This window comes from Leclercia tamurae (assembly GCF_025566055.1).
GTDB lineage: Bacteria > Pseudomonadota > Gammaproteobacteria > Enterobacterales > Enterobacteriaceae > Enterobacter > Enterobacter tamurae.
On sequence record NZ_JAMHKS010000077.1, the window covers coordinates 146,928 to 172,354 of the forward strand.

Below are 25,427 nucleotides of genomic sequence, written 5' to 3' on the forward strand. Positions count from 1 at the left end.
CTGTTGTTCTTTACAGGTGTTTAAAAGCATTATCCTGACGCGGCGGCGCGACGAAGTGGCCAGGGGCAATTTCGCGCAATACCACCCGCTCGGTGGATTCCCCCCGCTTGCGAATGTTGCCCGGCAGCTCATCCTGCACCAGCACCCGGCGGACCTGACGATGGGCCGGATCGGCCACCGGCACTGCCGCCATCAGCTTGCGGGTGTAAGGGTGCTGCGGATTTTCAAATACCGCCCGACGCGGGCCAATCTCGACGATCTGCCCGAGATACATCACCGCCACCCGGTGGCTGATGCGCTCCACCACTGCCATATCGTGGGAAATAAACAGAAACGCGATGCCCATCTCCCGCTGCAGGTCGAGCAGCAGATTGATGATCTGCGCCCGGATGGAGACATCCAGCGCCGATACCGACTCGTCGGCGATCACCACTTTCGGGTTCAGGGCCAGCGCGCGGGCAATGCAGATCCGCTGCCGCTGGCCGCCGGAAAACTCATGGGGATAGCGCCAGGCGTGCTCCGGTTTCAGGCCGACGCGCTCCAGCAGCCACGCCACCCGCCGCTGGGCGGCATCACCGTCCAGCAGGTTATGCACCCGCAGCGGCTCCATAATCGAATAGCCCACCGTCTGACGGGGATCGAGGGAGGCATAGGGGTCCTGGAAAATAAACTGAATATCCCGCCGCAGGGGTTGCAGCTTCCCGGCAGGCAGAGTGTCGATGCGCTCACCGTTAAAGGTGATGGTCCCCTCCTGGGCCTCCACCAGCCGCAGCAGCGCCCGTCCGGTAGTCGACTTGCCGCTGCCGGACTCGCCCACCAGCGAGAGCGTTTCGCCGGGCCAGAGATCGAAGCTGACGTTTTCCACCGCATGTACTTCGTGCTTAACCCGGTTCAACAGGCCGCCGCGCAGCGGAAAACGGGTCACCAGGTCGCGCACCTGTAAAATGGGCTCGCCGGGCACCACGGTGTCCTGCTCGGTTTCGGCTTCCTGATGCCCAGGATTCGCCAGCGAGATCAGCGGAAAACGGCGCGGCAGGTCGCTGCCGTTCATCGCCCCGAGGCGCGGTACCGCAGCCAGCAGCGCCCGGGTATAAGGGTGCTCAGGCGCATGGAAAATCTGTTCTACGGTGCCGGTTTCAACCGCCTCGCCCTGGTACATCACCAGCACCCGGTCGGCGATATCCGCCACCACGCCCATGTCGTGGGTGATAAAGATCACCCCCATCTCCATCTCCTCCTGCAATACCTTGATTAGCTGCAGGATTTGCGCCTGAATGGTGACGTCCAGCGCGGTGGTCGGTTCATCGGCAATCAGCACCGCCGGACGGCAGGAGAGCGCCATGGCGATCATTACCCGCTGGCGCATCCCGCCGGAGAGCTGATGCGGATAGCGTCCCAGAATGGCGTCCGCCTCCGGGATCCTCACCTGCTCCAGCATGCGTCTGGCTTCAGCCAGAGCCTTGTCGCCGCTCAGCCCCTGATGGAGACGGATCGACTCGGCGATCTGCTCCCCCACCGGGAAGACCGGGTTAAGGGAGGTCATCGGCTCCTGAAAAATCATGGCGATATCGGCCCCGCGCACGCTGCGCATCTGCGACGGGTTGAGGTCGGTGAGATCGCTCACCTGACCGTTGCGGCGGCGCAGCAGCAGGCTGTCGCATTCAACCAGCCCGCCGGACTGTTCAATCAATCGCATTAACGAGAGGGCGGTGACCGACTTACCGGACCCGGATTCCCCGACAATCGCCAGCGTTTCGCCGCGTTGCAGCGAAAAAGAGAGCTTTTTGACCGCCGGGATCGGCTCCCGCTCGTCGGGAAAAGCGACGTTGAGGTTATGCACCGCCAGCACCTGATGGCGGTCGAGTTCATCGCTATGCGGCATCCCTTCCCCCTTATTCACGGTAGATGCCGGTGCTCGGCGTATCGCCGGCATAGCCCCAGGCGCGGTACATGCCTTCGCTGTTAAAGGGTAAGGCCACGTTACCCTCGCGATCGACAGCAATCAGCCCGCCGCTGCCTTCCAGCGCCGGGAGTTTTTCCATCACCACCCGCTCGCAGGCTTCGGCGAGGCTTAAGCCGCCGTAGTCCATCAGCGCGGCGATGTCATAGGCCGCGAGGGTGCGAATAAATACTTCGCCGGTGCCGGTACAGGAGACCGCCACGCTGGCGTTATTGGCATAGCAGCCCGCACCGGGCAACGGGCTGTCGCCCACCCGACCGGGCAGTTTGTTGGTCATCCCGCCGGTAGAGGTGGCGGCGGCCAGGTTACCGGCCTTGTCCAGCGCCACCGCGCCAACGGTGCCCGTTTTCGTCGATTCATCCAGCGGGGCGGCGTGATCGAGCCGGGTCTCCCCTGCGCTGCGCGCCGCCAGCAGCTGCTGATAACGTTCCGGGGTGGAGAAAATATCGGGCGACACCGCCTCCATGCCGTGTTCGAAAGCAAATTTCTCTGCCCCCTCGCCCACCAGCAGGACGTGCGGGCTCTGCTCCATCACCAGACGGGCGGCCAGCACCGGGTTGCGCAGATGGCTGACCCCAGCCACGGCGCCCGCTTTCAGGGTAATGCCGTCCATCACGCAGGCATCCAGCTCGTGGGTTTCATCGCGGGTAAACACCGCGCCAATTCCGGCGTTAAACAGCGGGCACTCCTCCAGCAGGCGTACCGCTTCGGTGACCACATCCAGCGCGCTCTCCCCCGCCTCCAGCATACGCTGGCCGGTTTCCACTATCGACGAGAGCGCCTCAATGTAGCGCCTTTCCTGTTCCTGACTAAGCTGCGCACGGGTAATTGCCCCTGCGCCGCCGTGGATCGCGATGACTGCATTCCCCATCTACTTCACCTTTGCGCGCTGAATTGCCGCTTTTTCTATAAATATCATTATCGTTGCCGGAACTTCAGATGATTTTTGAATATAGAAAGACGCAACTGTGATGTAAAGGGTAAGCCCATGGTGTCATACAGTTAAGGGCACTTTTCTGCCATAATGGCCGCCTTCGTTATTCTCTCCCTGGAGTGACCCATGGATTTTACCGCCGGACTGATGCCGCTTGAGACGGCACTCACGCAGATGCTCGATCGACTTTCACCGCTGTCAGACCAGGAGACGCTGCCGCTGCTGCGCTGTTTTGGCCGCGTGACCGCCGCCGACATCGTTTCGCCCATCAACGTACCGGGTTTTGATAACTCGGCGATGGACGGCTACGCCGTGCGGCTGGCGGATCTGGCGGCGGGTGCCGCGCTGCCGGTGGCGGGCAAAGCCTTTGCCGGGCAGCCGTTCCAGGGTGAATGGCCAGCCGGAAGCTGCGTCCGCATCATGACCGGCGCCCCGGTGCCAACGGGCTGCGACGCGGTGGTGATGCAGGAAGAGACCGAGCAGACCGACGATGGCGTGCGCTTTACCGCCAGCGTCAAGCCGGGGCAGAACATCCGTCGTCTCGGGGAAGACATTACCCAGGGCGCAACCGTCTTCCCGGCGGGCACCCGGCTGACCGTGGCAGAACTGCCGGTGCTGGCCTCGCTGGGTATTGCGGACATTGCCGTGGTGCGCCAGGTGCGGGTGGCGCTGTTCTCTACCGGCGACGAGCTTCAGCTCCCGGGCCAGCCGCTGGCCGAGGGGCAGATCTACGACACCAACCGGCTGGCAGTGCATCTGATGCTGGAGCAGCTGGGCTGCGAGGTGATCAACCTCGGGATTATCCCGGACGATCCGCACAAGCTGCGCGAGGCGTTTATCGAAGCGGATCGCGTGGCCGATGTGGTGCTCAGCTCCGGCGGCGTATCCGTGGGCGAAGCGGATTACACCAAAACCATTCTTGATGAGCTGGGCGAGATCGGCTTCTGGAAGCTGGCCATCAAGCCGGGCAAACCCTTTGCCTTCGGCAAGCTGCCGGACAGCTGGTTCTGCGGCCTGCCGGGGAACCCGGTCTCTGCGGCGCTGACCTTCTATCAGCTGGTGCAGCCCCTGCTGGCGAAGCTCTCCGGCAACCGGGCCCACAGCCTCCCTGCCCGCCAGCGCGTGCGTGCCGCCACCCGCCTGAAAAAATCACCGGGTCGTCTCGACTTCCAGCGCGGCATTCTGGCGCGTAACGCCGACGGCGAGCTGGAGGTGAGCACCACCGGTCATCAGGGCTCGCATATTTTCAGCTCCTTCAGCCAGGGCAACTGCTTTATCGTGCTTGAGCGCGAGCGCGGCAACGTGGAAGCGGGTGAATGGGTTGAGGTTGAGCCGTTTAACGCGCTGTTTGGAGGCTGAGCATGGAACTGAGCGACCAGGAGATGCTGCGCTACAATCGCCAGATTGTGCTGCGCGGCTTTGATTTCGACGGCCAGGAAGCGCTGAAAGCCGCGAACGTGCTGGTGGTTGGCCTCGGCGGACTGGGCTGCGCCGCGGCGCAGTATCTGGCCGCCGCCGGCGTGGGGCGCATGACGCTGCTCGATTTCGACACCGTGTCGCTCTCCAACCTGCAACGCCAGACCCTGCACAGCGATGCGACCATTGGCGAGCCGAAAGTGGTGTCGGCCCATGCGGCGCTGACGCGCATCAACCCCAACGTGCAGTTCACGCTGCTGAATGCCCTGCTGGATGACGCCTCACTGTCGGCGCAGATTGCCCATCACGATCTGGTCCTCGACTGCACCGACAACGTCACTATTCGTAATCAGCTTAACGCCGGGTGTTTCGCCCATAAAACGCCGCTGGTCTCCGGGGCGGCGATCCGCATGGAAGGCCAGGTGAGCGTCTTTACCTATGCCGAGAGCGAGCCCTGCTACTGCTGCCTGAGCCGCCTGTTTGGCGAAAATGCCCTGACCTGCGTCGAGGCCGGGGTGATGGCCCCGCTGGTAGGGGTGATCGGTTCGATGCAGGCGATGGAAGCCATTAAGGTGCTGACCCGTTACGGCACGCCCGCAGCGGGGAAAATTGTGATGTACGACGCGATGACCTGCCAGTTCCGCGAGATGAAATTGATGCGTAATCCGGGGTGTGAGGTGTGCGGGGGGTAAAACCGTAGGCCGGGTAAGGCGAAGCCGCCACCCGGCAATACCACTAGATCGACGTCCGTCCAAAGGCGTTCTGCCAGTCCTGCTCGAACTTCGCAATCGCCGCATCCACCGCCGGAGAGGTAATCAGCTGCTGGGCTACATCCAGCGGCAGGGTGATGGATTCACAGCCCGCCAGCAGGCAATCCAGCGCCTGACGCGGGGTTTTGAAGCTCGCCGCCAGCACTTTTGACTGCGGCACGTGCAGGGTCAGCAACTGCTGTAGCTCGGCCACCGTCTGGATCCCGTCCCCGCCCTGCGCATCCACGCGGTTCACGTACGGCGCGACATATTCTGCCCCCGCCAGCGCCGCCATCATTCCCTGCGCTGCGCTATATACCGCCGTCCCAAGCGTCGGCACGCCCTGCGCTTTCAGCATCTTAATTGCCGCCAGCCCTTCCGCCGTGACCGGCACCTTCACCACCAGATCGGCAACGATACCGCGCAGCTTCAGCGCGTCTTCCACCATCCCTTCGGCGGTGGGGGCCATCACCTGGGCAAACAGACGGCCCTGACCGCCCATCGCCTCCTGCAGCTGGGGCAGTAACTCCTCCAGCGGCGTTTTGCCTGCGGCAACAATGCTGGGGTTCGTGGTGACGCCTGCCAGTGGAAACACGCGGGCCAGTTTTTTAACAGCAATAACGTCGAATGTGTCGAGATACAGTTCCATGATCGGGTCCTCAAAAATGACTATGCCCTAACCCTACACGGCAAAACCTGCTTCGGAGTTGATTTGCGTCAAGATAACTTTCATTCGAAAGTAATTTAATCTTCATACGCAACAAGGGGCGACATTATGATCTTCAACATTCAGCGTTATTCGACACACGACGGCCCCGGTATTCGTACCGTGGTCTTTATGAAAGGCTGCTCGCTGGGCTGCCGCTGGTGTCAAAACCCGGAGAGCCGCGAAAGGTCTCGGGATCTGCTGTTCGATGCTCGCCTGTGCCTGGAGGGGTGCAACCTCTGCCAGCAGGTGGCGCCCGCGGTCATTGACCGGACGCTGAATGGCCTGGTGATCCACCGTGAAAAACTCGACGACACCCACCTGGATGCCCTCACTGACTGCTGCCCGACCCAGGCCCTGACCGTCTGCGGCGAAGAGAAGCAGGTAGAGGAGATCATGACCACCGTCCTGCGCGATAAGCCGTTTTACGATCGCAGCGGCGGCGGCGTTACCCTCTCCGGTGGAGAGCCCTTTATGAACCCCGACCTGGCGCGCCAGCTGTTCCAGGCCAGCCATGAACAGGGCATTCATACCGCGGTGGAAACCTGCCTGCATGTGCCCTGGCACTATATTGAACCGTCACTCCCGTACATCGATCTGTTTCTCGCCGACCTGAAACATGTCGACGCCGCGGTGTTTAAGCAGTGGACCGACGGCTCCGCCAAACGGGTGCTGGATAACCTTAAGCGCCTGGCCGCTGCCGGGAAACAGCTCACCATTCGCGTGCCGCTGATCCAGGGTTTTAACGCCGATGAAGCCTCTATTACCGCGATTACCAATTTTGCCGCCGATGAACTGAACGTCCACGACATCCATTTTCTGCCGTACCACACGCTTGGCATGAACAAATACACTCTGCTCGGCCAACCTTACTCTGCCCCAGATAAACCGCTCGATAACCCTGCATTACTGGACTTTGCCCGGCAGTATGCCGCCCGGAAAGGGTTAACCGCGACCTTACGAGGATAATGTTATGACACAGCTGAATCTTACTACCCTGAGCGATCGCATTAAGGCGCACAAAACTGCCCTGGTCCACATTGTTAAGCCCCCGGTCTGTACCGAGCGTGCTCAGCACTACACCGAAATGTACCAGCAGCATATGGATAAGCCGATCCCGGTCCGTCGCGCGCTGGCCCTGGCGCATCACCTGGCGCAGCGCACTATCTGGATCAAACATGACGAGCTGATTATCGGCAACCAGGCCAGCGAAGTGCGCGCCGCGCCGATCTTCCCGGAATACACCGTCTCGTGGATTGAGAAAGAGATCGACGACCTCGCTGACCGCCCGGGTGCCGGCTTTGCGGTGAGCGAAGAGAACAAACGCGTTCTGCACGAACTCTGCCCGTGGTGGCGCGGCCAGACGGTGCAGGATCGCTGCTACGGGATGTTCACCGACGAGCAAAAAGGGCTGCTGGAAACCGGCATCATCAAAGCTGAAGGCAACATGACCTCCGGCGATGCACACCTGGCGGTAAACTTCCCGCTGGTGCTGGAGAAAGGCCTCGACGGGATGCGCCACAAAGTGGACGAGCGTCGCTCCCGGATTAACCTCACCTGTCTGGAAGATCTGCACGGCGACCAGTTCCTGAAAGCGATTGATATCGTGCTGGAAGCGGTAAGCCTGCACATCGAACGCTTTGCCGACCTGGCGCGTGAGATGGCCGCCAGCGAAACCCGGGAAAGCCGCCGCGACGAGCTGCTGGCGATGGCGGAAAACTGCGATGTGATCGCTCATGAGCCACCAAAAACCTTCTGGCAGGCGCTGCAGCTGTGCTATTTCATCCAGCTGATCCTGCAGATTGAGTCCAACGGCCACTCGGTCTCCTTCGCCCGTATGGACCAGTATCTCTACCCGTACTACCGTCGCGACGTGGAGCTGAACCAGTCCCTGGATCGAGAGCACGCCATTGAGTTGCTGCACAGCTGCTGGCTGAAGCTGCTGGAAGTGAACAAGATCCGCTCCGGCTCGCACTCCAAGGCCTCCGCCGGTAGCCCGCTGTACCAGAACGTCACCATCGGCGGTCAGAAGCTGGTGAACGGTGAGCCAATGGATGCGGTGAACCCCCTCTCCTACGCGATTCTGGAATCCTGCGGCCGTCTGCGCTCCACCCAGCCGAACCTGAGCGTGCGCTATCATGCGGGCATGAGCAACGACTTCCTCGACGCCTGCGTGCAGGTGATCCGCTGCGGCTTCGGGATGCCGGCCTTCAATAACGATGAGATCGTGATCCCGGAATTCATCAAGCTCGGCATCGAAAAAGCGGATGCTTACGACTATGCCGCCATCGGCTGTATCGAAACCGCGGTCGGCGGCAAATGGGGCTACCGCTGCACCGGGATGAGCTTTATCAACTTCGCCCGCGTGATGCTGGCAGCAATGGAAGGTGGACGCGACGCCACCAGCGGCAAAGTGTTCCTGCCGCAGGTCAAAGCGCTCTCTGAAGGCAACTTCAACAACTTCGACGAGGTGATGGCCGCCTGGGATCGCCAGATTAAATACTACACCCGTAAATCCATCGAGATTGAGTATGTGGTGGACACCATGCTGGAAGAGAACGTCCACGACATTCTCTGCTCGGCGCTGGTGGATGATTGCATTGAGCGCGCGAAGAGCATCAAGCAGGGCGGCGCCAAGTACGACTGGGTCTCCGGCCTGCAGGTGGGGATCGCCAACCTCGGCAACAGCCTGGCGGCAGTGAAGAAGCTGGTCTTCGACCAGGGTACGATCGGTCAGCAGCAGCTGGCGGCGGCGCTGGCGGATGATTTCGAGGGGCTGACCCACGAGCAGCTGCGCCAGCGTCTGATCAACGGCGCACCGAAGTACGGTAACGACGATGACAGCGTAGATCTGCTGCTGGCCCGCGCTTACCAGACCTACATTGAAGAGCTGAAGCAGTACCATAACCCGCGCTACGGCCGCGGCCCGATTGGCGGCAACTACTACGCCGGGACCTCGTCTATCTCCGCCAACGTGCCGTTTGGCGCGGCCACCATGGCGACCCCGGACGGGCGTAAAGCGCATACCCCGCTGGCGGAAGGGGCCAGCCCGTCTTCCGGTACCGATCACCTGGGGCCGACGGCGGTGATTGGCTCGGTCGGGAAGCTGCCGACTGAAGCAATTCTGGGCGGCGTGCTGCTGAACCAGAAGCTCAACCCGGCGACGCTGGATAACGACAGCGACCGCCAGAAGCTGATGGTGCTGCTGCGCACCTTCTTCGAGGTGCATAAAGGCTGGCATATCCAGTACAACATCGTCTCCCGCGAAACGCTGCTGGAAGCGAAGAAACACCCGGACCAGTATCGTGACCTGGTGGTACGTGTAGCGGGTTACTCGGCGTTCTTCACCGCCCTGTCACCGGATGCGCAGGACGATATTATCGCCCGTACTGAGCATACGCTTTAACCTCGACACTGCCCGGTGGCGCTACGCTTACCGGGCCGACAAAAGCCGGGCATGTGCAACACTGCCCGGCTTATTTGACTTTCATTCGAAATTAATTTGTGGTTTTGGTCACATTGTTATTAGAATGTTGCTGGTCGCAGTAACATCCAGGAGCGCAATGTATGACCGTTAAAGTTATCGTCACCGATATGGACGGAACTTTTCTTGATGACGCCAAGCAGTACGATCGTGACCGCTTTCAGGCGCAGTTCCAGCAACTTCAGGCCCGCAATATTGAGTTCGTTGTCGCCAGCGGCAACCAGTATTACCAGCTCATCTCCTTCTTCCCGGAACTGAAATCGCAGATCTCCTTTGTGGCGGAAAACGGCGCGCTGGTGTTCGATCACGGCGAGCAGATTTTCCACGGCGAGCTGACGAAGCACGAGTCGCAGATTGTGATCGGCGAACTGCTGAAAGATACCTCCCTGAACTTCGTCGCCTGCGGTCTGGAAAGCGCTTACGTCAGCGACCAGGCACCCGACGCGTTCGTCGCGCTGATGTCAAAACACTACCATCGCCTGCAGCGCGTCAGCGACTACCGCCAGATTGACGACGTGCTGTTTAAGTTCTCGCTGAACCTGCCCGACAGCGATATTCCGAACCTGGTCGACGCCCTGCACGTATCGCTTGACGGGATCATGAAACCGGTGACCAGCGGGTTTGGTTTTGTCGATCTGATTATCCCTGGCCTGCATAAAGCCAACGGCCTCAGCCGTCTGCTGAAGCGCTGGCATATCTCCCCGCAGGAGTGCGTGGCGATTGGCGACAGCGGTAATGACGCCGAAATGCTGAAGTTTGCCCACTACTCTTTCGCCATGGGCAACGCTGGCGAGAGCATTAAGGCCATCACCCGCTATCAGGCCGATGACAATAACCACCAGGGCGCGCTGAACGTGATTCAGGCCGTGCTCGATAATACCTCGCCTTTCAGCCACTGATCCCCTCGCCGGAGCCTGCTCCGGCAACCCCCCTTCTTTTTTCTTAGCCTGTGCACTTCATCAAGTTATTTAACTTGCTTTAACTTATTTTTAACCTAAAGTATCACTTGTAATCACTTTTACTTTCGAATGAAAGATAGCGAGGCTATTATGTCCTTAACCTTTACCAGTGAAACCTTGCCTGCTGACCCTAAAGCGGCGATCCGCCAGATGAAGCGTGAACTGCGGGCGCAGATCGGTGATGTGCAGGCGGTGTTCAATCGTCTGAGCGATAAGATTGCCAGTCGGGTGGCAGAAATTAATGCCCTGAAAAGCAAAGGCGATCCTGTCTGGCCGGTGATCCCCTTTGCCGACGTGCAGAGCGGCAACATCAGCCCGGAACAGCGCGAAGCGGTTAAGCGTCGCGGCTGTGCGGTGATCAAAGGTCATTTCCCGCGTGAGCAGGCGCTGGCGTGGGATAACGCGATGCTCGACTATCTGGATCTCAACCGGTTTGATGAGGTCTATAAAGGCCCGGGTGACAACTTCTTCGGCTCCCTCACCGCGTCGCGCCCGGAGATCTACCCGATCTACTGGTCACACGCTCAGATGGAGGCCCGCCAGAGCGAACGGATGGCGCAGGTGCAGTCGTTCCTGAACCGTTTATGGACCTTTGAGAGCAACGGCAAACAGTGGTTCAACCCGGACGTGAGCGTTATCTACCCGGATCGCATTCGTCGCCGTCCGCCGGGAACCACCTCGAAAGGTCTCGGGGCGCATACCGACTCCGGGGCGCTGGAGCGCTGGCTGCTCCCGGCCTATCAGCAGGTCTTCGCCCGGGTGTTCGATGGCAATGTTGAGCAGTACGATCCGTGGAATGCCGCGCACCGTACCGAAGTGGAAGAGTACACCGTGGATAACACCACCAAGTGCTCGGTGTTCCGCACCTTCCAGGGCTGGACCGCGCTCTCCGACATGATCCCGGATCAGGGTTTGCTGCACGTGGTGCCGATCCCGGAAGCGATGGCTTACATTCTGCTGCGTCCGCTGCTGGACGATGTACCGGAAGATGAACTCTGCGGCGTGGCCCCGGGGCGCGTGCTGCCGATCTCTGAGAAGTGGCATCCGCTGTTGATTGAAGCCCTGACCAGCATTCCGGCGCTGGAAGCGGGTGATTCCGTGTGGTGGCACTGCGATGTGATCCACTCGGTGGCACCGGTGGAGAACCAGCAGGGCTGGGGCAACGTGATGTATATTCCGGCGGCACCGATGTGCGAGAAAAACCTCGCCTACGCGAAGAAGGTCAAAGCGGCGCTGGAAACCGGGGCTTCTCCGGGCGATTTCCCGCGCGAGGATTATGAGGCTGACTGGCAGTCACGCTTCACCACGGAAGATTTGAACATCCACGGCAAGCGCGCGCTGGGTATGGCTTAAGCGTCGTACAGCCCGTCCCGCTCCACGGCGGTGCGTCTTTTCCCCGGACGTATCCGCCGTACCGACTCCCGCACCGCCAGCATCCCGTTCAGCAGCAAGGTTCCGGCCGGTGCCTCCGGGCGAATCAGCCGTTGCTGGAGCATATGCACCGCTTCGGTTCCCAGCTCATCGCGCGGAACGTGCACCGCCGTTAAAGGCACATCCTGAATCGCCGCCAGATTAAACCCGTCAATGCTCATCACCGAAACATCCTGCGGCACGCGCAGGCCGTGCTTCTGCAGTGCGCTGATGGTGCCCGCCGCCATAAAATCGCCCCCCACCAGAAACGCCGTTGGCAGCGCGTTATCCGGTATCTTGCTGAGCCAGGCGCTGACCTGCTCCTCAGTTTCTCTGGCGCTAAAGCTCGGCACCACCAGCAGATCGCGCTTGTCGTTAAATTTGATGTTGTGCCCCTGCCAGGCATCGCGGATCCCCACCAGCCTCAGCTCCATGGTGTACCGCCGCAGGCAGAGCACGTTCAGCACGTCCCGGTGCCCCATCTCGAACAGGTATTCCGCCGCCAGCTCGCCAATCGCACGGTGATCGGGGGAGACGGCGGGCAGGCGCTGGCGGCGGTCACGGCAGTTGATCAGCATGCAGGGTTTACCCACATCCACGGCGAGATCGTGAATGTGCGGATCGTCAATCCCCAGCAGAATGGCGGCCTGGGTCTCTGCTTCGTTCATCTTCGTCAGAAACAGCTGGGCATCGCTGTCGAACTCCTCCAGTGCGCAGTAACGCAGCCTCACCTCATGCAGGCCGAGGGCTTTACTCATGCTCTGGATCACCCGGTAATAAAAGATGTCGGAGCGCTCGTCAAAGGCGCGCTGGGGCGCAAACACCACCAGACTGTTAAGCAGCAGCCGTCCGGCAGCCATGCCCTCCATCACCCCCAGCTCCCGGGCGCAGGCCAGCACTTTGCTGCGTGCGGCCGGGCTGGTGTTGGCCTTTCCGGCCAGCACTCTGGACACCGTACTGACCGAAAGCTGCGTGCGGGCAGCAATTTCGGCGATTTTTAGCCTTTTCTCCATTTTGTGATCTTGCCCCAGTTGTTAAATGAATAAATTTTCACAGCGTCAAAAGTGGGTCATAACTGGCTTCACTAGCATCATGGCAAACTATTAATAACATTTATGAGAAAACTTGCACAAAATCCGCTACTGCGGCTTCTTTTTCTGTCTTAAGTTCAATTTGTCACACCACTCCCATACTAGTTGTATAGCAACACCATCAAAAAACGATAAAGCGGTGTGACACCTAACCTCCGTACCCCTACAGTCCGTCTGGAGACAGAACAATGAGTCAGGACATCAATCACACCGTCGCGGTCGGCAAAACCCGCCGCGTTATCAAAAACCTGCGCTGGTATGTGCTGGTTCTGTTTTTGCTGGGCGTCACCGTCAACTACATCACCCGTAACTCGTTAGGCATTCTTGCCCCGGAGCTGAAAGAGAGCATGGGCATCACCACGGAACAGTACTCGTGGATTGTCGGTGCCTTCCAGCTCGCCTATACCCTCTTTCAGCCGCTGTGTGGCTGGTTAATCGACGTCATTGGCCTGAAGATTGGTTTTATGGTTTGCGCCGGGATCTGGGCGCTGATGTGTATTTTCCACGCGGGAGCCGGGAGCTGGCTGCACCTGGCGATCCTGCGCTTCTTTATGGGTGCGTCTGAAGCGGCCGCGACCCCGGCAAACGCCAAAACCATTGGCGAATGGTTCCCGAAATCAGAGCGTCCGGTAGCCGCCGGTTGGGCAGGTGTGGGCTTCTCCATCGGCGCGATGCTCGCCCCGCCAATTATCTACTTCGCCCACGCCTCCTTCGGCTGGCAGGGCGCGTTTATGTTTACCGGCGTGCTGGCCCTGCTGTGGGTGATCCTGTGGTGGGCGTTCTACCACAACCCGGAGCAGCACCCGAACCTGAGCAAGGACGAACTGGCGTTTATCAAGCAGGATAACGAACCACCGGCGGTGAAACTGCCTTTCCTGACGGCGCTGAAAACCGTCTCGAAGAACAAACGCTTCTACGGGATTGCCATTCCGGCGTTTATGGCGGAACCGGCCTGGGCGGTACTGAGCTTCTGGGTGCCGCTCTATCTGGCGAAAGAGCACGGTATGGACCTGAAGCAGATCGCGATGTTTGCCTGGCTGCCGTTCCTCGCCGCAGACCTCGGCAGCGTGGCGAGCGGTTACCTCACCCGTCTCTATACCCGCTGGTTCGGCTGCTCCCGCGTCAACTCGGTGGTGGCCAGTTCGGTTACCGGCGCCTTCCTGATGATCTCCCTCGGCATCGTCGCCCTCACCCGCGACCCGTACATCACCATTGCCCTGATCTCCATCGGCGGCTTTGGGCATCAGATCATCTCCTGCATGCTCAGCGCCCTGGTGGTGGAGTCCTTCGACAAGGGCCAGATGGCCACCGTCAACGGCATGCGCGGCTCGGCGGCGTGGATCGCCAGCTTCCTCTTCTCGCTGTTGATTGGTGTGACCGCCGACAAAATCGGCTTTAACCCGCTCTTTATTGCCATGGGGTTCTTCGACCTGATTGGCGCTGTTTTCCTGGTGGCATTTATTGCTGAACGTCGCGCTAAGCGCGCCTGATAGTGGATGTATTGCATATGAAAACCCTGAAAAACTGGACCGTAGATAAACAGTCAGCGAACCATCTGGAACTGCTGGTCGATAACCAGCATCGCCTGTGCCTGTATGTGCTGGAAGAGAACCTGTTCCGGGTGCTGATTAAGCGCCAGGGGGCACTGACCCTGGATCGGACCTGGAGCATCGCCCCGGAGCGGGATGTACCCTGGGAAGGCCGCCGCCGGGACGATCTCAGCGGCTTTAGCTGCCCGACCTGGACGCTGACCCAGCAGGACGATGTGCTGACCCTGGCTACCGAACAGCTGCGCGTCACCGTGCATCAGCCGCTGTGGCTGGAGTGGCACTACCGCGATGACGCGGGCGAGTGGCAGCCGCTGGTGAGCGATCGCCCGACCAGCGCCTATCTGCTCAACGCCCACGGCGACGGGGTGGCGCACTACCTGAGCCGTCGTCAGGACGAACGGTTCTACGGTCTCGGTGAGAAAGCGGGTGATTTACAGCGCAACGGCAAGCGCTATGAGATGCGTAACCTGGATGCGATGGGCTATAACGCGGCCAGCACCGATCCGCTGTACAAGCATATTCCGTTCACCCTCACCCGCCGGGATGATGTGAGTTACGGCCTGTTTTACGACAACCTCAGCAGCTGCTGGCTGGATCTGGGTAACGAGATCGACAACTACCACACCGCCTACCGTCGCTGGCAGGCGGAAGCGGGTGATATCGATTACTACATGTTCACCGGCAAACGGGCGCTGGACGTCACCAAAGCCTTTGTCCGCCTGACCGGCAAAACCCTGTTCGGGCCGAAATGGAGCCTGGGATACAGCGGGTCGACCATGCATTACACCGACGCGCCGGACGCCCAGAACCAGCTGATGAACTTTATCCGCCTGTGCGAAGAGCACGCCATTCCGTGCGACTCGTTCCAGCTCTCGTCGGGCTACACCTCGATCAACGGCAAGCGCTATGTCTTCAACTGGAACTACGACAAAGTGCCGCAGCCGAAGGTAATGAGCCAGGCGTTCCACGATGCGGGCCTGAAGCTGGCAGCCAACATCAAGCCCTGCCTGCTGCAGGATCACCCCCGCTATGACGAGGTGGCGGAGCGCGGCTTGTTTATCCGTGATTCTGAAACCGACGCACCGGAACGCTCCAGCTTCTGGGATGACGAAGGTTCACACCTCGACTTTACCAACCCGCAGACGGTGCAGTGGTGGCAGGAAGGGGTGACCACCCAGTTGCTGGATATGGGGATCGACTCCACCTGGAACGACAACAACGAGTTTGAGGTGTGGGATGGGGAAGCGCGCTGCCACGGCTTTGGCAACGAAATCGCCATCAAACATATTCGCCCGGTGATGCCGCTGCTGATGATGCGGGCTTCGCTGGAAGCGCAGCAGCGCTTTGCGCCGGAAAAACGTCCGTACCTGATCTCCCGTTCCGGCTGCGCCGGGATGCAGCGTTACGTCCAGACCTGGAGCGGGGATAACCGCACCAACTGGGCGACCCTGCGCTACAACACCCGCATGGGGCTGGGGATGAGCCTCTCCGGGCTGTATAACGTCGGCCACGACGTCGGCGGCTTCTCTGGCGATAAACCGGACGCCGAGCTGTTTGTCCGCTGGGTGCAGAACGGGGTGATGCACCCGCGCTTTACCATTCACTCGTGGAATGATGATGCCACCGTTAACGAGCCATGGATGTATCCGGGCGTAACGCCGGCCATTCGCGGTGCCATTGAGCTGCGCTACCGTTTGCTGCCCTATCTCTACACCCTGCTCTGGCAGGCCCATGCCGATGACGAACCGATGCTGCGTCCAACCTTCCTCGACCATGAGCACGATGCGCAGACCTTCGAAGAGTGCGATGACTTCCTGCTGGGCCGCGACCTGCTGGTGGCCAGCGTCGTCGAAGCCGGGCAGCGCGAGCGCCGCCTCTGGCTGCCGGATAACGAAACCGGCTGGTACGATTTTTACACTCAGGAGTGGTTCTCCGGCGGGCAGTGGATCGTCCGCGATGCTCCGCTGGAAAAACTGCCCCTGCTGGTGCGTGCCGGTGCTGGCCTGCCCCTCAGCGCACGCATCACGCATGTGTCAGCCGAAAAAGATGATACCCGCGAGCTGAAGCTGTTCCCGGTGAAAGGCGTAGGTGCGACCTCGGGTCTGCTGTTTGAAGATGACGGCGAGAGCTGGGGTTATCAGAACGGCAACGCGCTGTGGGTGGAGTGGGAGATGGTGTGCGACGGGGCAACCATCAACCTGAAGATCAACGGGCGTGGGGATTATCGTCCGGCCTGGAAGGCGCTGAAGGTGTCGTTACCGGCGAATGAAAAACGCAGGCTGCTGGTGAACGGTGTTGAAGGGAGTGAGTGGGTGCGCTGAACAGCGCCGGGTGGCGGCTTCGCCTTACCCGGCCTACAAAACCGCTCCATATCGTAGGCCGGGCAAGCGCATGCGCCGCCCGGCATTTTTTTAACCGTCGATACCTTTGCTGCGCAGGTAATCTTCATAGTTACCGCTGAAGTCCACCACGCGCTCCGGCGTAATTTCAATCACGCGGGTCGCCAGGGAGCTGACAAACTCACGGTCGTGAGAGACGAAGATCAGGGTGCCCTGATACATCTCCAGCGCCATGTTCAGCGATTCGATCGATTCCATGTCCAGGTGGTTGGTTGGTTCATCCATCACCAGAATGTTCGGTTTCTGCATCATCAGCTTGCCGAAGAGCATACGGCCCTTCTCACCACCGGAAAGCACCTTCGCCGGCTTTTTGATGTCGTCCTGGCTGAACAGCAGACGGCCGAGGAAGCTACGCACTACCTGCTCGTCATCGCCTTCAGACTTCCACTGGCTCATCCAGTCGAAAACGGTCAGATCGTTGTCGAAATCTTCGGCGTGATCCTGGGCGTAGTAACCAATCTGCGCGTTCTCGGACCATTTCACGGTGCCGTTATCCGGAGCCAGTTCACCCACCAGGGTCTTCAGCATGGTGGTTTTACCCACGCCGTTGGCACCCAGAATGGCGATCTTCTCGCCCACTTCCAGCAGCAGATTGAAGTTTTTGAACAGCGGACCGTTGTCGAAACCTTTTGTCAGCTCTTCGACGGCTAAGGCGTTACGGAACAGCTTCTTGTCCTGCTCGAAGCGGATGAACGGGTTCTGACGGCTGGAGGCTTTAACTTCATCCAGCTTAATTTTGTCGATCTGGCGGGCACGTGAGGTTGCCTGACGCGATTTAGAGGCGTTGGCGCTGAAGCGGCTGACGAAGGATTGCAGATCAGCAATCTGCGCTTTTTTCTTGGCGTTATCGGCCAGCAGACGCTCACGCGCCTGGGTCGCAGCGGTCATATACTCGTCGTAGTTACCGGCGTACACGCGCAGTTCACCGTAGTCCAGATCTGCCATATGGGTGCAGACCATGTTCAGGAAGTGACGGTCGTGCGAAATGATGATCATGGTGCTGTTACGCTCGTTCAGCGTCTGCTCCAGCCAGCGAATGGTATCGATGTCCAGGTTGTTCGTCGGTTCGTCGAGCAGCAGGATGTCCGGGTTAGAGAACAGCGCCTGCGCCAGCAGAACACGCAGCTTCCAGCCTGGCGCGACTTCGCTCATCAGACCGTAATGCTGTTCAACCGGAATGCCCACGCCCAGCAGCAGCTCACCGGCACGGGACTCCGCAGAGTAGCCGTCCATTTCGCCGTACAGCACTTCGAGGTCGGCCACTTTATAGCCGTCTTCTTCGCTCATTTCGGCAAGGGCATAGATGCGATCGCGCTCCTGCTTCACTTCCCACAGCTCACCGTGGCCCATGATCACCGTGTCAAGGACGGTGAACGCTTCAAAGGCGAACTGATCCTGACGCAGCTTACCGATGCGCTCGTTCGGATCGAGAGAAACGTTGCCCAGCGTCGGCTCTAAATCGCCGCCGAGGATCTTCATGAAGGTGGATTTTCCGCTACCGTTGGCACCAATGAGGCCGTAACGGTTGCCGCCGCCAAATTTGACGGAAATGTTTTCGAACAGCGGCTTACTGCCAAACTGCATAGTGACGTTGCTGGTAACTAACACGGGAGATTCCTGCGAGAAGTGTGATAAACCCGGCATTATGCCACAATTCCGAAATGAGATCCCGTGTAACAACGTAGCGCTAAACTTTAACGAAACGGAAAAAAGTGTGATTTAGTACACATCCGAATTCCATGCGGTCAGGAATGCACATATAATGCGCTCCCTAAACCGTTCAGACTTTTAAACAACCTGCCAAGTGGCACAGATACCTCGCACACCATGAATATGAAATTAACATCGCTTTTTGCGGCGGCGTTTGCCGTAGTAGGGTTTTGCAAGACCGCTTCTGCTGTCACCTATCCACTGCCAACCGACGGTAGCCGTCTGGTGGGTCAGAACCAGGTTGTGACCGTTGAAGAGGGCAACAGCCAGCCGCTGGAATATTTCGCAGCTGAATATCAGCTGGGTCTGTCCAACATGATGGAAGCCAACCCAGGCGTCGATCCGTACCTGCCGAAGGGCGGTACTGTGCTGAATATTCCTCAGCAGCTGATCCTGCCGGACACCGTGCATGAAGGCATCGTGATCAACAGTGCCGAAATGCGTCTGTACTACTACCCGAAAGGCACCAACACGGTGATCGTGCTGCCAATCGGTATCGGCCAGTTGGGTAAAGACACCCCGATGAACTGGACCACCAAAGTTGAGCGTAAGAAAGCGGGCCCAACCTGGACGCCAACCGCGAAAATGCACGCCGAGTACATTGCCGCGGGCGAGCCGCTGCCAGCCGTTGTTCCTGCTGGCCCAGATAACCCGATGGGTCTGTACGCGCTGTATATTGGCCGTCTGTATGCCATTCACGGTACCAACGCCAACTTCGGTATCGGCCTGCGCGTGAGCCACGGCTGTGTGCGTCTGCGTAACGACGACATCAAATTCCTGTTCGAGAACGTGCCGGTTGGCACCCGCGTGCAGTTCATAAATGAGCCGGTAAAAGCCACCACCGAGCCGGATGGCAGCCGTTACCTCGAAGTGCATAACCCGCTGTCCACCAGCGAAGATCAGATCAATAACAACGTCACCGTGCCGGTCACCCTGACCAGCAACGTGCAGGCCATCACCGGCCAGCAGGACGTGGATGCGACCATCGTTGAGCAAGCGATCAACAACCGTTCCGGGATGCCGGTTCGTCTGAACTGATCGACAGAATTGTTTGACTGAACAATTCTGTCGTTACAGTGGAATTGTTCCGTTCACTACAGCATCTCTGCATTATGCATACCCAGCTGCGGTGAACGTGTTAAGGGGGCTACCGCCGCCCCCTTAACAATCCCGGCTCCCGGCAAAGAAAATCGCCGCTTCGCGGTACCCTCAGCTTATTCCTTTCGACTTTCGGGTCGGGCGTGATCCTACATCCATGTAGGTCACGCCCTCTCGGCGCATCCATGCGCCTCGCCCCGGCCTACAGGAAACGCTTCGGCGATTTTCAGCCGGACTCTCGCCCCCTCTACCTTCACAATCTTCTGAAAGAATTTTTAAACAAGTCATTTCATTGCCTGAATATGGCACGGGTGTTAAGTCCCGCTGAAATCGGCGAACCGAAGACCGGATGACCAGGGCTGGACGCCATGGATGGCGGCCAGAGGCGAAGCGAGACAGGACGTCGAGTTGAGCCGACCGCAGGCAGGAGGTCGGGAGGTGAGCGCAGTGCGAAGCACCGATTTCGTTGCGGGCCGCGGGGATTGAAAAGGGGGCCGCGGTGGCCCCCTTTTCACGTTCACAGGTTCTGGAATGTCATATTCTGGTGGACATAAGGTGAACGGAACACGCCACCGAACTCAATCAAAAACAATAAAAGATTACTGCTGCGCCAGCTGGTTACGGCGATATTCCCCCTGCCGCTCCAGCATCCAGCCGGGATATTCACGCGGCAGCGCACTCACCGCCTCCAGCTGCTTCAGCTCCTCATCGCTCAGGCGAATCGCCGTCGCCGCGATATTGTCCTCCAGCTGATCCACCCGTTTCGCCCCTACAATCACGCTGCTGACCACCGGCTGATGGAGCAGCCAGGCGAGCGCAATCTGCGCGACCGACACCCCTTTACTGTCGGCAATGCTGCGCATCACGTCCACGCAATCAAACGCCCGCGCTTTATCCACCGGCGGGAAGTCAAATTCCTGGCGGCGGCCACCGCCCTGCACCTGGCCGTCGCGATCGTATTTGCCGCTCAGTAGCCCGCCCGCCAGCGGGCTCCAGACCATTAACCCCACCTTCTCGCTTTGCAACATCGGCACCAGCTCACGCTCAAGATCGCGGCCTGCGATGGTGTAGTAAGCCTGCAGGGAGGCAAAACGCGCCAGCCCCAGCCGCTCGGAGATCCCCAGCGCTTTCATAATCTGCCATGCCGCCCAGTTGGAGACGCCGACGTAGCGCACATGCCCATGCTGGACGAGGTTGTCCAGGGCATAGAGCGTCTCTTCAATCGGGGTGGCCGGGTCAAAACCGTGCAGCTGGTAGAGATCGATATAGTCCAGCTGCATGCGCTGCAGGCTCTCCTTCACGCTGCTGATGATGTGATGACGCGAATTGCCGCGGGAGTTGACCCCGGCGGTGCCCGTCTCGCCAAAGACTTTGGTCGCCACCACCACGTTTTCACGCGGGATCTTCAGGTTTTTCAGCGCCTGGCCGGTGATCGCTTCCGAGCGCCCTTCTGAATAGACGTTGGCGGTATCGATAAAATTGATCCCCGCGTCCAGCGCACGACCCACCAGCTGCTCGGCCTCCTGCTGCTGGAGCTGGCCTATCTTGCCCCACATCCCGCCTTCGCCGCCGAAGGTCATGGTCCCGAGGCAGAGCTCAGAAACAAACAGGCCGGTATTACCCAGTTTTTGATATCGCATTTGACGCTCCTCGTGTGTTGAGTACCCGATAGTTATACCCGGCTCACGGCGATGGCGAATGTGCGGTTCCTGCCCGTTTCTTGCCCAATCCTCTGAACTTATCCGCGCGGGGCGTCGCCAAAGACGGCGTAATCCGGCAGCTGGACCTGCTGGTACGGCTCCCAGCCCCCGCCGAGGGCTTTATAGAGCGCCACCAGATCCAGGGCGCTCTGTACCCGGGCCTGCTCCCGCTGCTGCTGCGCCTGAGCCAGCTGGCGCTGGGCATCCAGCACGTCGATAAAGGTGGCGATCCCCTGGCGATAGCTGCTGCTCGCCAGATCGAAGGCGTTTTGCAGCGCATCGATAGTTTTGTTCAATCCCGCTTCCCGCTTCTGGTCGGTGCGATAGCTGACCAGCGCGTTTTCCACATCCCCCAGCGCGGTGAGCACCGTCTGACGATACTCCAGCACCGCGGCACCCTGCTGCGCCCGGGCGACCTTCACGCTGGAGACCAGCCGTCCGCCCTGGAAGATGGGGATGGAGACCTGCGGCCCGACGCTGTAGAAGTGGCTGCTCCAGTCGGTGAGCCAGCTGGCTTCGCTGTTACGCAGACCAAACTGGCCGCTGAGCGAGACGCTGGGGAACAGTTGCGCCACCGACACGCCGATCTGCGCGGTGGCCGCATGCAGGTTCGCCTCGGCTTCACGCACGTCCGGACGTCGCCGCGCCAGCGTGGAGGGAATACCGGTGGGGACAATATCCGGCAGCGCGGGCAGCGGCTTGCTGGCCTGTAGCTCGGCGTCCAGCGCCCCCGGCGGTTTGCCCAGCAGGATCGCCAGGCCGTTCATCGCCTGCCGGGCCTGGGCTTCATACTGCGGAAGCTGCGCCTCAAGGTTGCCGAGCTGGGCGCGGGCGTTCTCCACGTCCATCTGCGGTGACAGCCCGCCGCGCTGGCGGCTGTCGGTCAGCTCCAGGGTCTGCTGCGCGCTCTCAATCTGGGTGTTGAGGATGGCGATACTGCTCTGGGCGCCGCGCAGCTGGAGCCAGCCGCGGGCGACTTCGGCCTCCAGCGACACCAGGGCATCGTTACGCTGCTCGATAGCGGCCTGCTGTTGGGCATCGGCGGCCTCCACCTGGCGGCGCACCTTGCCCCACAGATCCAGCTCCCACTGGGCATCAAAGCTGCCCTGGTAGAGGTTAATCGGCTGGGTCAGCGGCCCCAGCGCCCCGCGCAGCTCGGGATCGACATCATCCAATTGGTCATATACCCCGTGGGATTTCAGCTCGCCCTCCAGACCCAGCTGCTGCCGGGTGGCCTGCAGGTTGCCGTTTACCGCCGGGAAGAAGGCCCCGCCAGCCTGATTTATCTGCTCCCGCGCGCCGGCGATGCGCAGCACGGTTTGCTGCAGGGAGAGGTTACCGGCAATGGCGCGTTCAATCAGGCTGTCCAGCTGCGGATCGCCGAAGGTTTTCCACCAGCGCGGATTGATGGCGGTGGATGCGGTTTGCGATTTCGCCCCGCCGTCGCCCGGATCGTTCCAGTGGGTCGGCGTTTGCGGCGCGGGCTGCTGGTAGTCGGGCCCCACGGCACAGCCTGCCAGCAACAGCATTATCATCAGGGGGCTTAAACGTCTGCAAATCATCAGTGTGCTCCTGCACTTCCCTCGCTCTTAACCGGCGAGAGCAACAAACAAAACGGAATCAGTAAGAGAGCCACCACGCTCAGAATGGTGAAGACGTCGATGTAGGCCAGGAATCGCGACTGTTCGATCATCACCTGGTACATGCGCCCGGTGGCGATGCCGGCGGGGTCGCCCACCTGGGTGGTGAAGTTCTGCACCGCCTGCGCCATCTCGCGTATTGTGTGCTGGAACGGCTCATCGAACGCTGAGGTGTGCGTGGCGAGATGGGCGCTGTGGGCCTGCGAACGCTCGGTAATGGCCGCCGTCGAGAGCGAAATGCCGATTGACCCGGCCACGTTGCGGAACATGGTAAACAGCGCCGCAGCATCGGCGTTCAGCTGCCGGGGAATCGAGATAAAGGCGATGGTGGTCAGGGGCACAAACAGGAACCCCAGCCCGATCGACTGGGCGCTGCGGAACAGCACCAGGGTCTCGAAGTCGATATCCGGCGTGAGCGTGCGGGACCAGAAGAACGACACCGCCAGACAGGTAAAGCCGAAGGCGATGATCCAGCGCGTCTGCACGATCGGCATCAGTTTCAGCACCAGCGGGATGGTGAGGACGATCAGAATCGCCCCGGGGGAGAGCACCAGCCCGGACCAGGTGGCGGTATAGCCCAGATCCTGCTGGGCCAGCTGCGGGATCACCACCGAACTGCCGTACAGGATCATTGCCATCCCGGCCATCAGCAGGCTGGAGACGGCGAAGTTTTTATCCTTCATGCAGTGCAGATCCACCACCGGCTTTTTGGCATACAGCAGCCAGTAGATGGCGCCGATAATGCCAATCAGGGTCAGCACCGCGAAGGTGCGGGTAAAGTTCGAGTTAAACCAGTCTTCGTCCTCGCCCCGGTCGAGCATCACCTGCAGGCAGCCGAGACCCAGCGTGATAAGGCCAATGCCCGTCCAGTCGACAGGGATCTTCTCTTTCGATTTACTCTCCCAGGGTGGATCTTCCAGCAGCTGATAGATCGCCAGCACGGTGACGATCCCCACCGGAATGTTAATAAAGAACACCCAGCGCCAGGAGTAGTTATCGGTGATCCAGCCCCCGAGCGTCGGCCCCAGCACCGGGGCGACGATGATGGCAATCGACGACAGGCCAAAAGCCTTGCCGCGATCTTCCGGCTTAAAGTAGTCGAGCAGCACCGACTGCTGGGTGGGCTGCAGGCCACCGCCGAAGAAGCCCTGCATGATGCGGAACAGGATGATCTGCCACAGCTCGGTGGCGATCCCGCACAGGAAGGAGCAGACGGTGAACATCACGATGCAGATCAGGAAGAACTGCTTGCGGCCAAAAACCCGGCTCAGAAAGGCCGAGATGGGCAGCACGATGCCGTTGGCCACCAGATAGCTGGTGAGCACCCAGGTGGATTCGTCGTAGCTGGCAGAGAGCGAGCCCGCCACGTGGGGCAGCGCCACGTTGACGATGGTGGTGTCGAGGATCTCCATAAACACCGCGAGGGTGACGACAATCGCCACCGCCCACGGGTTGCTGGCGGGCCGCCAGTTTTCATGGCTGTGCTCACTCATTCCACGGTTACCTTGGGTTCAACCGAGAGGCCGAGCGGCAGCGGCTGGTTGGGATCCAGACCTTTATCGATAACAATTTTTACCGGCACGCGCTGGACGATCTTCACGAAGTTGCCGGTGGCGTTCTCTGACGGGAAGGCGGCAAAGCGCGAGCCACTCCCCTGCTGGATGGAGTCGATATGTCCCTCCAGCTCCAGATCCGGCCAGGCGTCGACGCTCAGCGTGACCTTATTACCGGGACGCATCCGTTCCAGCTGCGACTCTTTAAAGTTGGCGACCACCCAGATATCGGTTGAGACCAGCGAAAAGAGCGCGGTGCCCGCCTGCACCAGGGTGCCGGTCTGAACGTTGCGTTTCGTTATATAGCCATCAAAGGGGGCGCGGACCTCGGTGTAAGAGAGGTTGAGCTCTGCGGTCTCCAGCTGGGCGCGGGCCTGCTCCACCTGACGCTCCCGGGCTTCGACGTTGGTCTCCTGCTGGCGAATTTGCAGCTGCACCTGCGAGGCCACCTCAAGCTGGGCTTTAGCGCTGGCAAGCTGGGCCTGGGCGCTGCGCAACTGGGCGTTGGCCGCATCGATGCTCTGCTGCGTGGTGGCGCGGGGATCGACGCCGCGCTGGCGGCGATATTCCGCCTCGGCATTAGCCAGATCCGCCTGAGCTTTGATCACATTGGCTTTGGCTTCATCGCGCTGGGCCGGGTATTGCACCTTCGAGAGGGCCAGCTGCGCCTGTGCCTGATGCAGCTGGGCCTCGGCCAGGCCAAGCTGGGCTTTGGCCTGATCGCGCTGGGCGCTGGTGTCCCGGGGATCGATGGTTACCAGCAGATCGCCCTTTTTCACCCGCTGGTTATCGCGCACCCGCAGCTCGGTGACATAACCTGCGGTTTTAGGGGCAATCGTCACGGCGTCGCCTTCGGTAAAGGCGTCGTCGGTGGTCTCCTGGTTACGGGTCATAAACCACCATACCAGCGCCACAATGACCATCACGATCACCACAATGCCCAGAATGATCAGCGGCTTTTTGCCGGGGCGTTTACGTTGCGTCTCTTTATTATCGGTGTTTTCAGAGGGTTGGTTTTCTTCCGCCATAGAACAGCATCCGTCCTGTTAGTGAACGGCATCACAATTT

At 60.1% G+C, this 25,427-nt stretch carries 18 protein-coding genes; 9 read left to right on the plus strand and 9 right to left on the minus strand.

Translation table 11 applies throughout. From position 1 onward, the window contains the following. Positions 1 to 10 precede the first annotated feature (10 nt). Together gsiA and iaaA are read right to left on the minus strand one after the other, a co-directional pair. Positions 11 to 1,882 carry a glutathione ABC transporter ATP-binding protein GsiA gene (gsiA, locus tag M8318_RS18685; RefSeq protein WP_262663939.1) on the minus strand — a complete coding sequence of 624 codons (1,872 nt, stop codon included), beginning with the start codon at positions 1,880 to 1,882 and terminating at the stop codon, positions 11 to 13. Positions 1,883 to 1,892: 10 nt separating this feature from the next. Beyond that, positions 1,893 to 2,831 (minus strand): beta-aspartyl-peptidase, encoded by a 939-nt coding sequence (iaaA, locus tag M8318_RS18690; protein WP_166181936.1) that lies wholly within the window; start codon positions 2,829 to 2,831, stop codon positions 1,893 to 1,895. A 189-nt stretch (positions 2,832 to 3,020) separates the two neighbouring features. Between iaaA and moeA the strand changes: the two genes are divergently transcribed. Together moeA and moeB are read left to right on the plus strand one after the other, a co-directional pair. After that, positions 3,021 to 4,253, plus strand: coding sequence for a molybdopterin molybdotransferase MoeA (moeA, locus tag M8318_RS18695; protein WP_262663940.1), 1,233 nt, complete (start codon positions 3,021 to 3,023; stop codon positions 4,251 to 4,253). Then, complete coding sequence (gene moeB, locus M8318_RS18700; RefSeq protein ID WP_262664126.1) at positions 4,250 to 5,002, plus strand: molybdopterin-synthase adenylyltransferase MoeB; 753 nt, start codon at positions 4,250 to 4,252, stop codon at positions 5,000 to 5,002. The genes moeA and moeB overlap by 4 nt, the downstream gene beginning before the upstream one ends. Positions 5,003 to 5,045: 43 nt before the next feature. Here moeB and fsa read toward each other — a convergent pair whose 3' ends face one another. Continuing rightward, positions 5,046 to 5,708: a fructose-6-phosphate aldolase gene (gene fsa / locus M8318_RS18705; RefSeq protein ID WP_262663941.1), complete on the minus strand. Its 663-nt coding sequence runs from the start codon at positions 5,706 to 5,708 to the stop codon at positions 5,046 to 5,048. Between the two features lie 126 nt (positions 5,709 to 5,834). Between fsa and M8318_RS18710 the strand changes: the two genes are divergently transcribed. The 4 genes from M8318_RS18710 (at position 5,835) to M8318_RS18725 (ending at position 11,561) form a co-directional block, all read left to right on the plus strand. Beyond that, the gene (locus tag M8318_RS18710; protein ID WP_262663943.1) at positions 5,835 to 6,734 is read left to right on the plus strand and encodes a glycyl-radical enzyme activating protein; all 900 of its coding nucleotides are present in this window, start codon (positions 5,835 to 5,837) and stop codon (positions 6,732 to 6,734) included. Between the two features lie 4 nt (positions 6,735 to 6,738). Beyond that, positions 6,739 to 9,171 carry a formate C-acetyltransferase/glycerol dehydratase family glycyl radical enzyme gene (locus M8318_RS18715; protein ID WP_262663945.1) on the plus strand — a complete coding sequence of 811 codons (2,433 nt, stop codon included), beginning with the start codon at positions 6,739 to 6,741 and terminating at the stop codon, positions 9,169 to 9,171. Positions 9,172 to 9,332: 161 nt separating this feature from the next. After that, the gene (locus tag M8318_RS18720; protein WP_262663946.1) at positions 9,333 to 10,148 is read left to right on the plus strand and encodes a Cof-type HAD-IIB family hydrolase; all 816 of its coding nucleotides are present in this window, start codon (positions 9,333 to 9,335) and stop codon (positions 10,146 to 10,148) included. A gap of 150 nt (positions 10,149 to 10,298) precedes the next feature. Beyond that, positions 10,299 to 11,561 (plus strand): DUF1479 domain-containing protein, encoded by a 1,263-nt coding sequence (locus M8318_RS18725; RefSeq protein WP_262663948.1) that lies wholly within the window; start codon positions 10,299 to 10,301, stop codon positions 11,559 to 11,561. Here M8318_RS18725 and M8318_RS18730 read toward each other — a convergent pair. Then, positions 11,558 to 12,631 carry a LacI family DNA-binding transcriptional regulator gene (locus M8318_RS18730; RefSeq protein WP_262663949.1) on the minus strand — a complete coding sequence of 358 codons (1,074 nt, stop codon included), beginning with the start codon at positions 12,629 to 12,631 and terminating at the stop codon, positions 11,558 to 11,560. The genes M8318_RS18725 and M8318_RS18730 overlap by 4 nt on opposite strands. 266 nt (positions 12,632 to 12,897) lie before the next feature. Here M8318_RS18730 and M8318_RS18735 point away from each other — a divergent pair, with 266 nt between their 5' ends. Then, complete coding sequence (locus tag M8318_RS18735; protein ID WP_262663950.1) at positions 12,898 to 14,199, plus strand: MFS transporter; 1,302 nt, start codon at positions 12,898 to 12,900, stop codon at positions 14,197 to 14,199. Positions 14,200 to 14,216: 17 nt separating this feature from the next. Further along, positions 14,217 to 16,580, plus strand: coding sequence for a glycoside hydrolase family 31 protein (locus M8318_RS18740; protein ID WP_262663952.1), 2,364 nt, complete (start codon positions 14,217 to 14,219; stop codon positions 16,578 to 16,580). 90 nt (positions 16,581 to 16,670) lie between these two features. Here the strand turns inward: M8318_RS18740 and M8318_RS18745 are convergent, their stop codons facing one another. Beyond that, on the minus strand, positions 16,671 to 18,266 hold the full coding sequence (locus M8318_RS18745; RefSeq protein WP_262663954.1) for an ABC-F family ATPase: 1,596 nt from the start codon (positions 18,264 to 18,266) through the stop codon (positions 16,671 to 16,673). A 219-nt stretch (positions 18,267 to 18,485) separates the two neighbouring features. Here M8318_RS18745 and ldtB point away from each other — a divergent pair, with 219 nt between their 5' ends. Further along, positions 18,486 to 19,406, plus strand: coding sequence for a L,D-transpeptidase (gene ldtB, locus M8318_RS18750; protein WP_262663955.1), 921 nt, complete (start codon positions 18,486 to 18,488; stop codon positions 19,404 to 19,406). Between the two features lie 659 nt (positions 19,407 to 20,065). Here the strand turns inward: ldtB and M8318_RS18755 are convergent. The 4 genes from M8318_RS18755 to M8318_RS18770 all read right to left on the minus strand — a co-directional run bounded on the left by M8318_RS18755 (position 20,066) and on the right by M8318_RS18770 (position 25,387). Further along, complete coding sequence (locus M8318_RS18755; protein ID WP_262663956.1) at positions 20,066 to 21,106, minus strand: aldo/keto reductase; 1,041 nt, start codon at positions 21,104 to 21,106, stop codon at positions 20,066 to 20,068. A gap of 98 nt (positions 21,107 to 21,204) precedes the next feature. Then, positions 21,205 to 22,728 (minus strand): efflux transporter outer membrane subunit, encoded by a 1,524-nt coding sequence (locus M8318_RS18760; RefSeq protein WP_262663958.1) that lies wholly within the window; start codon positions 22,726 to 22,728, stop codon positions 21,205 to 21,207. Then, the gene (locus M8318_RS18765; protein ID WP_262663959.1) at positions 22,728 to 24,299 is read right to left on the minus strand and encodes a DHA2 family efflux MFS transporter permease subunit; all 1,572 of its coding nucleotides are present in this window, start codon (positions 24,297 to 24,299) and stop codon (positions 22,728 to 22,730) included. The genes M8318_RS18760 and M8318_RS18765 overlap by 1 nt, the downstream gene beginning before the upstream one ends. Continuing rightward, positions 24,296 to 25,387 carry an HlyD family secretion protein gene (locus M8318_RS18770; RefSeq protein ID WP_262663960.1) on the minus strand — a complete coding sequence of 364 codons (1,092 nt, stop codon included), beginning with the start codon at positions 25,385 to 25,387 and terminating at the stop codon, positions 24,296 to 24,298. Before M8318_RS18770 ends, M8318_RS18765 begins: the two co-directional genes overlap by 4 nt. Positions 25,388 to 25,427 lie beyond the last annotated feature (40 nt).

Coding starts and splice junctions, on each gene's coding strand:
- gsiA (WP_262663939.1), bottom strand. CDS start 1,882: ATGCCGCATAGCGATGAACTCGACCGCCATCAGGTGCTGGCGGTGCAT.
- iaaA (WP_166181936.1), bottom strand. CDS start 2,831: ATGGGGAATGCAGTCATCGCGATCCACGGCGGCGCAGGGGCAATTACC.
- moeA (WP_262663940.1), top strand. CDS start 3,021: ATGGATTTTACCGCCGGACTGATGCCGCTTGAGACGGCACTCACGCAG.
- fsa (WP_262663941.1), bottom strand. CDS start 5,708: ATGGAACTGTATCTCGACACATTCGACGTTATTGCTGTTAAAAAACTG.
- M8318_RS18710 (WP_262663943.1), top strand. CDS start 5,835: ATGATCTTCAACATTCAGCGTTATTCGACACACGACGGCCCCGGTATT.
- M8318_RS18715 (WP_262663945.1), top strand. CDS start 6,739: ATGACACAGCTGAATCTTACTACCCTGAGCGATCGCATTAAGGCGCAC.
- M8318_RS18720 (WP_262663946.1), top strand. CDS start 9,333: ATGACCGTTAAAGTTATCGTCACCGATATGGACGGAACTTTTCTTGAT.
- M8318_RS18725 (WP_262663948.1), top strand. CDS start 10,299: ATGTCCTTAACCTTTACCAGTGAAACCTTGCCTGCTGACCCTAAAGCG.
- M8318_RS18730 (WP_262663949.1), bottom strand. CDS start 12,631: ATGGAGAAAAGGCTAAAAATCGCCGAAATTGCTGCCCGCACGCAGCTT.
- M8318_RS18735 (WP_262663950.1), top strand. CDS start 12,898: ATGAGTCAGGACATCAATCACACCGTCGCGGTCGGCAAAACCCGCCGC.
- M8318_RS18740 (WP_262663952.1), top strand. CDS start 14,217: ATGAAAACCCTGAAAAACTGGACCGTAGATAAACAGTCAGCGAACCAT.
- ldtB (WP_262663955.1), top strand. CDS start 18,486: ATGAATATGAAATTAACATCGCTTTTTGCGGCGGCGTTTGCCGTAGTA.
- M8318_RS18755 (WP_262663956.1), bottom strand. CDS start 21,106: ATGCGATATCAAAAACTGGGTAATACCGGCCTGTTTGTTTCTGAGCTC.
- M8318_RS18760 (WP_262663958.1), bottom strand. CDS start 22,728: ATGATTTGCAGACGTTTAAGCCCCCTGATGATAATGCTGTTGCTGGCA.
- M8318_RS18765 (WP_262663959.1), bottom strand. CDS start 24,299: ATGAGTGAGCACAGCCATGAAAACTGGCGGCCCGCCAGCAACCCGTGG.
- M8318_RS18770 (WP_262663960.1), bottom strand. CDS start 25,387: ATGGCGGAAGAAAACCAACCCTCTGAAAACACCGATAATAAAGAGACG.